11 protein-coding genes and 1 tRNA gene are annotated in these 14955 nt (G+C 26.8%); 1 reads left to right on the top strand and 11 read right to left on the bottom strand.

The window, feature by feature from the left end; genetic code table 11:
* The first annotated feature begins 388 nt into the window (after positions 1-388).
* Positions 389-862 carry a thioredoxin-dependent thiol peroxidase gene (gene bcp, locus B3B03_RS10990; protein ID WP_346849291.1) on the top strand — a complete coding sequence of 158 codons (474 nt, stop codon included), beginning with the start codon at positions 389-391 and terminating at the stop codon, positions 860-862.
* 117 nt (positions 863-979) lie between these two features.
* On the opposite strand, the gene B3B03_RS10985 is transcribed toward bcp, so the two are convergent.
* From B3B03_RS10985 to B3B03_RS10935, 11 genes are all read right to left on the bottom strand, one after another.
* A complete protein-coding gene (locus B3B03_RS10985) occupies positions 980-3847 on the bottom strand; it encodes a VWA domain-containing protein (RefSeq protein WP_346877309.1) in 2868 nt (955 codons plus the stop codon).
* 59 nt (positions 3848-3906) lie between these two features.
* Positions 3907-5694 carry a VWA domain-containing protein gene (locus tag B3B03_RS10980; protein WP_346849289.1) on the bottom strand — a complete coding sequence of 596 codons (1788 nt, stop codon included), beginning with the start codon at positions 5692-5694 and terminating at the stop codon, positions 3907-3909.
* A gap of 11 nt (positions 5695-5705) precedes the next feature.
* The gene (locus B3B03_RS10975) at positions 5706-6587 is read right to left on the bottom strand and encodes a DUF58 domain-containing protein (RefSeq protein WP_346849288.1); all 882 of its coding nucleotides are present in this window, start codon (positions 6585-6587) and stop codon (positions 5706-5708) included.
* A gap of 1 nt (position 6588) precedes the next feature.
* Positions 6589-7572, bottom strand: coding sequence for a MoxR family ATPase (locus B3B03_RS10970; protein ID WP_346877308.1), 984 nt, complete (start codon positions 7570-7572; stop codon positions 6589-6591).
* A gap of 14 nt (positions 7573-7586) precedes the next feature.
* Positions 7587-9116 (bottom strand): hypothetical protein, encoded by a 1530-nt coding sequence (locus B3B03_RS10965; protein ID WP_346877307.1) that lies wholly within the window; start codon positions 9114-9116, stop codon positions 7587-7589.
* Entirely contained in the window at positions 9113-9982 is an 870-nt protein-coding gene (locus B3B03_RS10960; protein ID WP_035135537.1) for an ABC transporter permease, read from the bottom strand. The genes B3B03_RS10965 and B3B03_RS10960 overlap by 4 nt, the downstream gene beginning before the upstream one ends.
* Positions 9983-9994: 12 nt before the next feature.
* Complete coding sequence (locus tag B3B03_RS10955) at positions 9995-10921, bottom strand: ABC transporter ATP-binding protein (protein WP_346849284.1); 927 nt, start codon at positions 10919-10921, stop codon at positions 9995-9997.
* Complete coding sequence (locus tag B3B03_RS10950; protein WP_346877306.1) at positions 10922-13306, bottom strand: hypothetical protein; 2385 nt, start codon at positions 13304-13306, stop codon at positions 10922-10924.
* Positions 13307-13590: 284 nt separating this feature from the next.
* Positions 13591-14316 carry a viral A-type inclusion protein gene (locus B3B03_RS10945; protein WP_346849282.1) on the bottom strand — a complete coding sequence of 242 codons (726 nt, stop codon included), beginning with the start codon at positions 14314-14316 and terminating at the stop codon, positions 13591-13593.
* Between the two features lie 13 nt (positions 14317-14329).
* Positions 14330-14683: a hypothetical protein gene (locus tag B3B03_RS10940; RefSeq protein WP_346849281.1), complete on the bottom strand. Its 354-nt coding sequence runs from the start codon at positions 14681-14683 to the stop codon at positions 14330-14332.
* A gap of 176 nt (positions 14684-14859) precedes the next feature.
* Positions 14860-14935: transfer RNA gene (locus tag B3B03_RS10935), tRNA-Phe, on the bottom strand.
* Between the last annotated feature and the right edge of the window lie 20 nt (positions 14936-14955).

The following is a 14955-nucleotide window of genomic DNA, read 5'->3' as shown; positions in this document are numbered from 1 at the left end:
TCGATTACTTCCGACGACTCTTACTATTTTACTAGATAATCTCTTATCTGTCAACATTTTTTTAAGAAGTTTTTTTCTTAATTTCTTGTTGTTTTCTACCGCATCTCTCAGCGACAAGACTTATCTTATCATGATCTTAAATAGATTCAATTTCATTATTTACCTGTTAGCTAGATAATATTCATATATTCCTATATTTTTCACCAACATACTTCTATTTTCTTGTACTGATACACCAGGACAAGTATCCTTATATATGTTTACTATATATGTATATTAATCCTTTTTTCTAGACTTTTTGTATATTTTAATCCCTATTAATGTTATAATATTAATAATAGATATTAGTTAATTATTAGTATTAACTTTCTTTAGGAGGATGATAATAATGAATGATACATTACAATTAAAAAAAGCTCCAAACTTTTCTTTAATAGGTAGTGATAACAATACTCACTCAATTGGTGACTTCTTAGGCAAAAATATAGTATTATACTTTTATCCAAAAGATAATACCCAAGGTTGTACAAATGAAGCTATAAACTTTAGAGATAGCAAAGAATTATTAGATGAATTAGATACAGTAATTATTGGAATTAGTAAAGACAGTGTTAAATCTCATGAAAGGTTTATTGAGAAACAAGAACTTAACTTTCTTTTGTTAGCTGATGAAGATAAATCTGTTTGTCAATTATATGATGTTCTAAAAGAAAAGAATATGTATGGTAAAAAGACTATTGGAATAGAAAGAAGTACTTTCATAATAAATAAAGATGGCTACATAGTTAAAGAATTTAGAAAAGTTAAAGTTCCAGGCCATGTAGATACAGTAATTAACTTCATTAAAGAAAATTTAGTATAGATATATCATTTAAAACATATTCTTAACAAAACATCTAACTATTTATATATAATTAAAATGAGCAACCCTTTCACTTACAATAAAAGGGTTGCTCATTTTTAATTTAAACATATATTTTTAATCTTCATTTCTTTCACGCTTCTTTTTTAATAACTCACCTGTGTTAAGCCCCCCATTTTGATTTTTGGATTTATCCCTATTAAATCTATCTTTACATATGCTTATACGCTTTATATTAGTTTTTTCCTGTTTTATATCTAGCTTTTTTTCCTCTAGATCTGTTTTTATGATTTCTTTTTTAAATATATTTTTTTCTTCTTTATTTTTCTTAATTAAACTACCTATCTTTTCTGCTTTTATAGTATTATTTTCTTCTTTGTATTGTTCTATTTTACTTGCATATATCTTTTCTTTAATGTTATAAAAGAGCTTCTTATTTATATACCTCTTTAAACCTAACCTTCTATAAGTTATATCAAATAAAAACAATAACATAGCTGTTATTAATAATAAATTAGTTATATTTCTTTTAGTATGGCCTTTATTACTCTTTATCTCATATATATCCTCTACAGAATTTATAATTTTTCCTTCAGTATCTTCTACTAAAGCTAATAAACTATTAGATTGTTCTTGAAATTTATATTCGGGAGAATATTGATATGCAAACCCTCCTAATTGACTAGCTATAATCTTACCTTGTAACTCTTCAGTAATGTTAAAACTATAGAATCCCAATTCACTCATAGGTACATTTCCTTGATATTTACCAGGTGATACTTGTTTTAATTCAAATTCTGACGTAGTGTTTCCTTCAAAGGTATACGCTCCTTTAACCTTCTTATTATCCTCATGATTGTTAGTCTCATATTGTACTTTTGCAATACTTCCTTCCTGTGTAATACTTAACTCTCCACTATTATCATAATCAATCATTGTCCATGATATTATATTACTAAAAAGTTGTGGTGTTTTTTCAAACGCTAATAAATCTTTACTCCATTGACCATTTACATCTGAGGTAAAAGCTACTACTCTACCAATACCATATTGCCATGCTGCTAAAACCGGTTCATCCATATGAGAAGTCATTATATCTATAGCTGTATTTTTTATAGAAGTACCCACATAACCAAAAAGATGTGGAAATTTCCCTTCATCTATAACATTATTCAAAATATCATGATGAGCAGATACTTTAGGAGTAAATTCTTCATTTATTAAGTATTCCCCAGTAGATATTAATATTTCATTTGCAAATATTCTTGGTACATCTGTATATATATCACTATGATAGTACCTCCCCCCAGCATTATTACTAAGCCATTCTAACAATTGATTATTACTATCAGTACCTATAGACACTGTAGATAAAGTCATTTTATCCTTCTTAATATCATTTATTAAAGCTTTATATTCATTTTCTCCCATACCATCTTGTCCATCTGTTAATAGTATTATATGTTTTATTTTTGCACTACTTTCTTTTTGCTTGTTATAAGCTTCATTTAGCGCTGAATATATAGACGTTCCACCTTCAGCTATAATACTATTAATTTTATCAGAAACCGTATCTTTGTTAGATAGCTTTTGCATAGGTACTGCCCAGCTATATTCTGTATTAAAAGTTACTACACCTATATTATCAGTTTCTCTTAAATTATCTAGGGATCTAATTGCAGCCTCTTTTGCTAAGCTAATTTTACTAAAACTGCCTTGATCTGAAGACAGCATACTAGAAGATCTATCTAATACCAACGTTAAAGATATCTCCGGAATTTCATTTTTACCTTTTTTATCAGAGCTAACAGGAAGTATCTCTTCAAAAACCGAATTCTTATATCCTCCTAAAGCATAAGAATTATCTCCCCCTGTAGTTATAATTGCACCACCATAATCTTTCACATAACTTTCCACATTATCTAAAAAACCCTTAGGTAAATCGTCTACATGGGTATTGCAAAGAAATATTCCCTTATATTCTATAAGTTCATTTATAGATCTAGGTGCAGTACTAGGATTTATCATAGTATAACTACTACCTATGGTCTTTAGATTTTCTTCAAGTCCCTTTCCTTCATCAATTTTTCCTTGTATTACCAAAATCTCTGGTTTTGAAACTATATTAGTATATGTTGTATATTCATTATTATATGAGATTCCATCATTTTCTGGCTCTATAACTACTTTATATGGTTTAAACCCACCTTTATGTTGAATATCTTTAAATAAAAATGTATTATCGCCCTTTTCTATATCAATTTCTTTTTCACTTTTTTTTTCTCTTCCTGAATATACTGATATCCTTGATTTTGTCTTAATATTAGATTTAATATTTACAGTTACAGAAAATTCTTCTCCTATAGCTACTTTGTCAAGTATATCTATATCTTCTATATATACATCTTCTACTTGTTCACTATCTACTTTATATACTTGAAAATCAATCTGATTATCCTTAAAATAAGTTGACGTTTCTAATATATCACCTTGATTTTCTTTTCCATCTGTAATTAAAACTACTCTCTTATAGTCACTATCTTTAAACATGCTTAAAGAAAATTTTATTGCTTCTTCTATATTAGTAGTATTACCAATTGGAGAAGTTTGAATATCATTAAAGCTTTTAGAGTAGGTAAGGAACTGTTCTATTTCTTGATTTTCACCAAAAGTAACTATTCCTATTTTATTATTTGATGGTGAAGCTTCTATAGCACTTTTTACAAATTCCTTTATTTCACCTTTATAATTACTCATACTATGAGATAAATCCAATAAAAATATGGTTGATGATTCCTTTGTCTTAATACTTATACTTATGTTACACATAGCAAGTATAAGTATTGTTATAATAATAAACCTATTTATATTAATAAAACTAATACCTTTGTCTTTTAATTTAATCTTTTTAGATATCAAGTACATTACCATGAGAATTATTGGTATTAAAAATAACAAATATACTTTTTCAATTTCAAAGTTCACTCCAGTCCCCCCTTTCTAATGATTATATAGCTATAAAAAATTAATTTTTAATATATACTTTAATATCCCTTTTTATACAAAACCCATTCCACAATAATAAAAAGCATAATTAAACTTATTATATAAGGTGTTATATTTAACATTCCTTTAATGCTACCCTTGTTATTTGATCTAGCTTCTAAATCTTCTATAGTATCTTCCATTATATTTCCTTCCTCAATAGATGGAAAATTAATAGAGAACATTTCATTAAAACTATGATTATTATCTTCTATAGCATAAACTCCAAGCTCTAAATTTTCCTTTAATATACTATCATTCTCTATAGTATGCACTCTTCCACTGGGAGTAGTTAAAATTAATTCATCATATACTGAACTTCCATTTATTTTTATATCCTCTCCACCAATATAATTACTATTAACTATATTTCTATCTATAAGCTCTTCACATATATAATCAATAAGCATAGGAAACTCTGCTTTAAGTGGCAAATCAGTATCATGAAAATCAAAATTTACTACAGCAACTTTCTGATTATTATGTTTCCCGAGAAATAATACAGATTTATCTCCTATATTTATTAAAGACTTTGCCCATGACGGCATTTCAGTCTTCTTTATTTTAGATGCTATAAAAGTCATATTCTGAAGGTATTTAGGTATATCTTCACTAACTACCACAGCTTCTCCACCAGCTTGTTCACCTAATACACTAAATAAATTATTTTCTGTTGGATTAACTATTAAAATATTACCATCCTGAGGCATATATTCACCTAACATGCCATCAAAAATATATAAATTATATCTATCCTTTTCAGATATATTACTTATATCATTAGTTTTTATTACATCTGCCTTACTAACTACAGACAATGCTTTCTCCAAAAAAACATTTTTATTACTTACAAACAATACTTTTTTATCATCATTATTCTTCATTACATGATAAAATGTATTATCTTCTAATATGGCATCCTTTCCTGATATTTCACCTTTTAAGTAATCTATATCAGTATCTTTTATATTAAAATTAAGTGTAATCTCTTCTCCTTTTTTTAATTTTATGGAGGTAGCTTCTAGTAATTCCTTTTCCCCATAAAGATAAAAATCTCCACTATAATCATCATTTCCTCTATTTGTTATGGTTGATATTATTGATACCTTTCCATCTTCTATTTTATGAGCAATATTATCTATAGATATATTAGATTTGTTTTTATCTAAATAAACTATTCTTCCATTTATATCTCCTATGTCTAATTCTTCATCAGTTATAAATAACACCTCATAATTTTTTAGCTCTTTAGTCATTGATTCAACTAATTTTATAGAACCATTTAAATCCCCTGGACTAAGACTTTTAGTTATGCTGTCAATTTTATCTTTAACTAAGTCCTTATTTTTTGATGCTGTAACTAATACCTCCACATCCTTATTTGCTGTAATAACAGATATCTTTGTACTATTTGCAGCAGATTCTATATATTCTTTAGCTATAGCTTTTCCTCTATCGATACAGTTTTCCTCCTTATTTATACCTAACATACTAGCTGAGTTGTCTATTACTATTATTAAATCAGTATATTCCTTACCAAAAAATCTTATAAATGGATTCATAAGAGCTAATATAATTAATAATGCAATCAATATTTGGAGGAATAACATAATATTTTTCTTTAATTTTTCAAAAGGACTATTAACTTCTAGTGTTTTATATATTTCTTGCCAAAATATTAATGATGATACTGAGAGATCCTCAGATTTTTCCTTTAAAATATATAATAAAATTAAAAAGGGTATGGTTACTAAAAAAAATAATGGCCATATATTCAAAAAGCTCATAAATTTCCTCCTTACCCTAAAAGTTTATGATTAAATAAATCTGTTAAAATTATTTTTTCTATATCCTCTTCCGAATTTACCTTTATAAAAGCTCCACCATACTTTTTAACTATGTTTTTTAACATATCCTCATGTTCTTTTATCCTAGATTTATATAATTTTAATATCTTTGGTGTTATTGATACTTTAGCTTCCTCCTTAGTTTCCATATCTATAATATTCTTAGTTCCCATAATCTCAGGATTTCTTTCTTCTTCGCATAATATTTGTATAAATACAACCTGTTGTTTTTTATAAGTAAGATACTTCACTATTTCTTCTATTTCTTCTTCTCCATTAGAAATTAAAAAATCCGATATTAGAATAGACATACCTATATTAGTAAATCTATTTTTTAATATAGTTGATTTCAGGTTTGTTTTACCACTAAACTCTAAGCTTTCTAAGCCATCTATAATCTTAATAAAAGATTCTTTTCCCCTTGACTTGTTAAATAGTTCAGTTCCCCCTTCTTTTAACACACCAATTCTTACCCTATCAAGATTATTAATAGCAATATAGCTTAAGGATGCTGCTATTTTTAAGGCCATATTCCCTTTATTAAATTGTCCAAAATCCATAGATTTGCTACAATCTATAAATATACTAAAGTTACCTTCTCTTTCTTCCATGAAAAGTTTTACAAATAATTTTTCAAATCTTCCATAAGCATTCCAATCTACCCTCCTAAAATCGTCCCCATGAACATACTCTCTAAAATCTGAGAACTCTACTGAAGTTCCTCTAGCTTTAGATTTCCGCCCTCCTTGAGTTCCTTTGGATAACTTAAGATTTAATTTTATACTAATATTATTTAGTTTTTTAAAAAATTCTTTATCAAATTTCCTGTTCATTTTATATAACCTTCAAACTTTTAATAACTTCTTTAATAACCATATCAGTAGTTATACCTTCTGATACAGCTTCAAAATTAAGGAATATTCTATGTCTCAACACTGCATATGCAATATCATTTATATCTTCAAAGGCCACATTAAGTCTACCCTTTAAAATAGCTTCTACCTTAGAACCATTAAAAAGACCTTGAGCTCCCCTTGGACTTGCTCCTATTTCTACATACTTTTTTACAAAATCATTAGAATATTCACTTTCAGGATGAGTTGCTAATATGAGTTTTAGTGCGTATTCTTTAACTGCCTCTGCCATAGGTACTTCTCTTACAATAGACCTCATAGCCAATATATCTTCACCTGTGAGTATATCTTTCAAATCTACATTGTTATTAGTAACAGTAATATCCATAATGTCCTTTAACTCATTTAAGGATGGAAAATCGACTTTTAACTTAAATAAAAATCTATCCATCTGAGCTTCTGGAAGGGGATAAGTTCCCTCCATCTCTATTGGATTTTGTGTAGCTAAAACCATAAATGGATTAGGTAAATTATATGTGGTTCTTCCTACGGTAACAGTTTTTTCTTGCATGGCTTCTAAAAGAGCCGATTGAGTTTTAGGAGTAGCTCTATTGATTTCATCTGCTAAAACTAAATTGGCAAATATAGGGCCTTGTTCAAATTTAAATTTAGTTTCTTCTTTATCTCTAACAATAAGGTTTGTTCCAACTACATCAGCAGGCATAAGATCCGGTGTAAATTGAATTCTTGAAAAACTTAGCTTTAATACCTTAGAAATAGTTTTAACTAGTTGAGTTTTTCCAAGTCCTGGTACTCCCTCTAGAAGTATATTTCCTCCACATAAAATTCCTATTAAAACCTTTCTTATTACATCCTTTTGACCTATGATCCCCTTAGATATTTCAATTTCACACTTATTTATTTTCTCTACAGTATCTTCTATTAATTGTTTATTTATCTCCATTTTCCACCTCATCCTTATTTTAATTCTTCAAAGTATTTTTTTATTAAATCTTGCAGCGACTTTGGTATTGATTTATTTTTAAGTCCTACTATCTCACTATTAGAATATTTATGAATAATTTTTTCATAGTCTATAGAATCTCCAGCTATGTTTACTCCATTCTCTGTAGTGATACTTTGAGAATTTCCGCCTTCTGATATATTTCCTTTTAAATTTTCATCAGCACCCGTACCTCTATTAGGAAGAAATACTTTTTCACCACTGTTAAGCTTTCCTTCTCCATTTTCTTTATTTCCAGTATCCCATCCACTTCCATTTCCTGAACCACTACCATTTCCCATTCCATTACCTATACCATTCCCTTGGCCATTTGTTCCATTTCCACTTTGATTATTTTGTGCTCCAGTACCATTTTTATTATCTCCATTATCAGCATTGATGGAATCCTTATTTAAACTTATCAAAGCATTTTGTAACTTACTAAGATCTATATTCCCACTACTAATGGATGCTGCTGTAGAGGATAATGCACCTTTTAAATTTTCATCTGCTATATTAGCAGATATATTCTCAAGATTATTTGAAATTTTTTCTTTATCTTCATCTTTCAAATTCTTTAAATCTTCCCCTAATTTATCTAAAGCTTCTTTAATTTTATCTCCATCCTGAGAATTTATAGCTTCACTAAGCTCTTTCATTTTGTCAATTTTAGATAATTCCTTAGCTATTTTATTTAAAATGGCTAATTTTTCACTTGTTTGTTCTTTGTTTAAATTTAATTTTCTCAAAATATTCTGTATTTTGTTTTTACTATCCACACTATCTAAATTTTTCTCTATATTATCTAGTTTTTTCTCCAGCTTATTTAAAGCTTTTTCTGTATCTTTTTTACTTTTACTCTTCTTTATTTCATCTATAGACTTATCTAATTCCTTTACTATATCTAACTTATCATCCTCTAATAACTCCTCACTACCCTTAGTGTCCTTTTTCTCATCCTTTATTTTTTCTATTACTTCTTTATTAAACTTCTTCATCTTTCTAATCTCTCTAGCTTGGTTTTTAGCAGTAGCCGGAATACATAAAATTATAATCAAAACTGTTAAAATAGCTATTAAACTATATAAATTCTTTCTTTTTATGTGAAAAGAAGTAATTTTTGAAATCTTAATTTCTCTTATTACCTCTATGGTATCTTCCTTCTGTGCATTTGATATGTTGTCATCCTTATTTATTAATTCTAATGAAGTAATTAATCTCTCATTAAGACCCTTAGAATCTAGCTTAAGAGCTACCTTTTTATTATCTGGTCTAAGCTTATACAAATATATAAATATATAAATACTAATAGATATAGTGAATATAATAAAGCGTATTTCAAATAAATTATATATGGGTATAAATAACCCTAATATACTTGCCATAGAGGAAATACTTAATGACACTATTAGTGACACTAGTAAATTCTCTATAAATACATTTAGCCTTATTCTTTTTCCACCCTTCTTTATAAACTTTGAAATTTGTTTATCTATATTGTTCATCTTCTCACCTTAATAATTGATTTTCTTACTGGATTTAATCTCCATGCTGAAAGTAATATTAGCAATAATGTTACTATTCCTTGATTTATTAAAGATATAACAAATATTTTATTTAAATTCATATAGTTTATTAAATCAGGAGCAAAGTATAAAATTCCATTTTGTTTAATTAGAATATATATAAACTCAATAGTTGGATTAATATACAACCAAAATGGTAGATTTATTGTAAATGTTGATATTGTATTATTAGATAATGCATCATAATAATCTCTACTAATCACAACAAAACCTATTATAATAGTTCCAATTACAATAAATAAAACCGTTAATATACTTGCCACCGTTGAAGATTTTGAACTCTTAAATACAGTAGACATAAATATCCCTATAGATCCCACATATATAGTTGTGCTTATAAAAAATAGTGTTAATATAATTAATTCTTTAAAACTAGTACCTCCAACTAAGAAGTTTATAGCATATATTGGCATAGTGCTAATAATTAATAAAGCAACTTTTGTTACAGTTGACATTAATTTTCCTAAAACTATTTTCATAGGTGACAGATTAGTTGAAAGTAAAATATCTAATGTCTGCCTTTCTCTTTCTCCTGTGATTGATGTAGCTGTAAGTACTGGTACTATAAACATCAATAATACCGCTTGCCCACAAGCTAAAGCAAAACTTAGTATTGTAAATTTACTTAAATCTATTCCCATACCATATTTATCACTATTTATAATAAAATAAGCCCACATAGCTACTATTGAAAGTATCCCTACATATAACATAACCATTAAATTAAATCTGAAGGTTCTAACTCCTACCTTGCTTTCATTCTTCAATATAGGATTAATTTTCATAATTCTTTCCCCCTACTTCGATTCCTTTTCAGTAATCTTTATGAATACATCCTCTAAATTTTCACTTACTTGAGTAAAAGAAACAATAGGTATATCCTTTAATACCAAAGCCTTAATAGTATTAGATATTTCTATTTCTCCTCCATTGAAAAAAACTGTAAGTTCTTTTGAATTTTCCTTTATATTTGTTATATATGGAAGTTCACTAAGTATAACCTTTGATTCCTTAACTTTATCTCTTACTATTATTTTTAATGGATTATTACTACTCATTCTGCTTAGTAAGTTATTTATACCACCGGAGTATATCAAATTACCTTCTTCTATAATTCCAACTGATGTACAAATTTCATTCATTTCAGAGAGTATGTGAGAACTTATGATAACTGTCTTATCCATGTCTTTGAGATTTTTCAAAATACCCTTCATCTCAAATCTAGATCTAGGATCCATTCCTGAAGCTGGTTCGTCAAGAATTAACAGCTCTGGATTATGAACTAAACTTCTTGCAAGGCAAAGTCTTTGTTTCATCCCTCTAGATAATCCGTCTACATAGGCATGTTTTTTTTCTTCTAAGTTAACTAATTCTAGTAAATCCATTATCAAATCTTTTGATTCTTTTCCTACAATCCCATAAATAGATGCATAAAACTCCATATACTCTATAACTTTTAGGTTCTCATAAGACCCAAAGAAATCAGGCATATATCCGATTTTTTCTTTTAACTTTTTATTATCCTTTAAAGCATCTATCCCATCTACATATATTTCTCCACCGTCAGCCGGTAATAGTCCAGCAATGATTTTCATAGTTGTACTTTTCCCTGCTCCATTAGGACCAATAAATCCAAATATATCCCCTTTTTTTAGATGCATATCTAATCCATTAACCGCTTTATATTTACCATAAAACTTTTCAAGATTTATTATAGTTAACATCTACTTCACCTTACCCTTCACAGAAATATCCGGAATTCTAGTCCACTCTTCATTATTACCATGAATTTTAATTTTAATATTTCCATCTAAGATGTAGTCTTCTATGTTAGTTAAGCTTAACTCATCATCAAAATTTAATACTTCATAATCTTTAATCTTGTAATTGTAAATTTTATACTCACCCTTCATTTTGGAACTACCTTGAGAGTAATTCTTTTGAAAATTAATACTTTCTATAACTACATCTTCTTCTTGTAATTGATAACTAAGTATTAATTCCAAGTTTCCACTTATTGTTCTTTCATTAGGGTCATAATGTCCATCTACATTACTTTGTTCCATTATATATGGTACAAAATAACCATATGGATATTCTATAGTGCCATCTTCTGACTTATAACTTATATTTATATCATTTATGAATATAGTATCATTTTTATTCAAAGGGGCTTTACCATTTACTTTTAAATCATATTCTACTTCCTTTTCTGTAACCGCAATTAGTTTAGAAGTATTTTTATTATTATCATGCATAGAGTTATTATATAAATAATCCAATAACTCACAAGTTCTTAACTCATACTTTTTATTATCTTTATTTTTATTACCATTATTATAATTATCATCTCTAATTTTATTAGTTATTTCCCACATATTTAATGCTGAAGTAAATTTATCACTATCCTCTACAGATATCTTTTCACCATTAGCTAAACTTCCCAAATCCCATATTTTATATGGAGTCATAACCACTAACTTTTTAATATCACACCCTAAATTATTGGTAATATATCCCGTTAGCTTACCACTATAAAATTTCAATTCCTGCTCCAATGGTTCAAAGGTAGTATTAAAATTACTAACCTGAAAAACTTCCGGACTAAATGAAGACACTTCACCAAAATTATAGTATGTCTTATCCCCTTCTTTTATCATATTTAATCTCATAGTTGCATTTTCATTGCTATTATAATTATTATTATATCTATAATAGTCATTGGTATTTTCTATGAGATTTAGATTTATATCTTCTGGTTCTTCTATTACTACTTTTCTACTTTTGGCTGTTAATACCCCTAGATAACTCTCGATCTTTGTCTGTCCATCTAAATCTACTGATACAATATTTACTTTATTCGCTATAATGTCTTGTACCCTTGAATTACTGCCTATAAAATATATAAGAACTGTAAACCCAATAGATATTATCGGTATTAATAACCATACATAATCTCTTTTATTTAGCCTCTTCAATACAATATAGATTAGTACGCCTATAATTAATATATATATTATAAAAAGTATTATCATAAGCTGAAAAGATGGCAGACCTATATCCTTAACTGTACTTAATAATGAATTTAAATTCCAAAATCCTTCTCGACCATTGTCAATTTTATTATTAAAATCTGATGTTATTTCTCCCCATACTAAATTATTTTCACTTGATTTTGAAATCTTTTCTGTAGCTAAATCCCAGGGAAATACAATAACCTGTCCATTTTTCTTAATAATCTTGCTTATAAAATTATTATCCTCAAACAAGCTCATAGAATCTTCGATATTCATTTTCACTGCTAATACATTTACATTACCTTCTCCAATACTCATGTCCCGTGATATGGCTTCAGAAAAAGTACCATTTATAATTTTATTATTAATACCACCTATAACCTTTTTATAATTCTCTCCCGTACCAACTACTAAAATTCCTCCATTAGATACCCATTGATTTAAATTAGTTATATTATCCTCTGTTAATTTTAACGTATGATAATTATTTATAATTATAATATCAATAACATCTAAAAACTTAGAATTTTTCTCTATAACTTCTTCTGATATACTAACTGGAATTAACTTTTTATTCCTCATATCAGGATTATTATTCATATTGACATTAATATTAGATATATAATTTAAACCATTAAAATCATCAGTCAATACACCTACTAATATATCTCCATCATTTAATCTTCCTTTATTAACATTGATTGTTTCTTCATGTATAACTTCATTATTATCTGTAATTAACCTTACTTTAAACTTATTCACAATATTTATGTTGTACCACAAGCTCTTAGTTGTATTTTCAGCAATATTTATATTTTCAGTATTTAAATCATATTTATTTGTATCTGGAACCAATGTTTCAATTTGTATCTTCCCCTGAAACTCCACCCCATTGTTTGTAATCACTAAATTGATAGGAGTTTTACTATTAATTTTATATCTTCCATCTACCCCATAAGAAGCCTTTAAATTTATGTTATATTTATTATCTATTGCACTTGCTATATTGAAATTTAAAATATTATATATAAAAATTATACTTAATATAGTCAGTATGAACCTGGATTTTATTAATTTGTTTTTTAAAATCATTAATTTACCCCCTAATTAATCTAAAAACATCTATTATTTATGTCTAATCTATAAATATATTTAGTTTAAATTGAATATATTTATTTTTTTTATTTTTATTTACTACATGTTTAATTTTAGCATAGTTTAATTAGTAAATTTATTACAAATACATTACAATTTATTTATATATTGCTTACAATTTATTTACGAAATAATTTTGTAAAAATCTATATAAAATATATATTTATAAAAAAATGTAGATAAGTTTTATTTGTATAACCTATCTACATTTATATTTATATTTATTCTTTTTGTAATTCTTCTTCAGATTTTTTCTCTTCATTTTCATTGTTTTCTAATTTATCAATTTCATTCTTAATTTTATCCTTCATCCTATTAGCATTTTTATTTATATTTCCTATCTCATTGGATATCTTAGATTCTATATTCAATATACCTTTACTTAAGCTAGTTAATTTTTTATTATTATACGAATTAGAATTTTCATTGGGCTTAATATATCCTGATTCAACTTTTAATCTATTTTTTATCTCTTTTAGTCTACTTATATATTCAGTAGAATGACTTATCTCTATTAGTTCATTTAAACTAGCAGATATTATAACTCCATCCTTTACTTCATCCTCAGTTACTTTATTCTTTTCTGCTTCTACTTTTTTTGCTTCAAGTTCCTCTTTTTTCTTGTCTATTTCTTTTTGCTTCTCATTCATTAATAATTGTTGTATTTGAGCCTCTACTTCCTGGATTTTACTATTTATTTCTTCCATCTTATACTTTTTTTCTTCTGGACTCATCTGCTTTTCTCTTAAAGCTTCCTTTTGGTGCAATAATTCTTGCTTTATCTTTTCAAAATTATTAAGTAGCTCATTTTGATTATTTTTATTATTGAATTTTAAACTTTTACCTTCTTTGTTTTCTTCATCCACTTTAATATTTTTAAACAATGAACTTGTTTTGTTAATATTATTATTTTGTGATATGTTTATTCCCATTGCATTTATTTTCATTTTCTTTATCTCCTTATTTATTTATAATGGTATTTAAAATTTCTTCTTCTTTATCTATATACTCTCTAATCTCTGGATTATTTAATAACTTTTCTCTTACAACTTCAGTTATTATTCTATTTTCATTCATTAAATCAATTAGACTTTCGGCCACTATAATATCTCCTTCTGGCTCATTATCTTTGTCTACTTTTTTTATATTATCTTTAGTTGGTTGCTTTTTAAATTTATTTAATTGTTCCTTAAAGTTTTTATTCTTGTTATTATTTAAATCATCATTAATTCTATTTGATTTATTAAGCTTTTTAACTTTCCTATTTTCATAAATTGTAAGTTTTTCAGTATCAAGATATGTTCTGTCTACCATAATACTCTCACTCCTATCAAACTCCATTACTTAATTATCGTATTCTTATATTTTATATTAATAGAATAATTATCCAAAATCCTAAAATAAATAAAATTTAATTGATTTATACTATAGCTTATATTAGTTATAAAAAACCAATAAAAAAAGAACCTAGATTATAAAATCTAGATTCTTGGTGGCTCGAGCAGGAATCGAACCAGCGACACGAGGATTTTCAGTCCTCTGCTCTACCGACTGAGCTATCGAGCCACGTTAAAAACCTGGCAACA

Source organism: Clostridium sp. UBA5712 (genome assembly GCF_002419845.1).
Taxonomy (GTDB): domain Bacteria; phylum Bacillota; class Clostridia; order Clostridiales; family Clostridiaceae; genus Clostridium_J; species Clostridium_J sulfidigenes.
The sequence above is the reverse complement of the archived record's forward strand: the minus strand, read 5'-3'. Positions and strand labels throughout refer to the sequence as shown.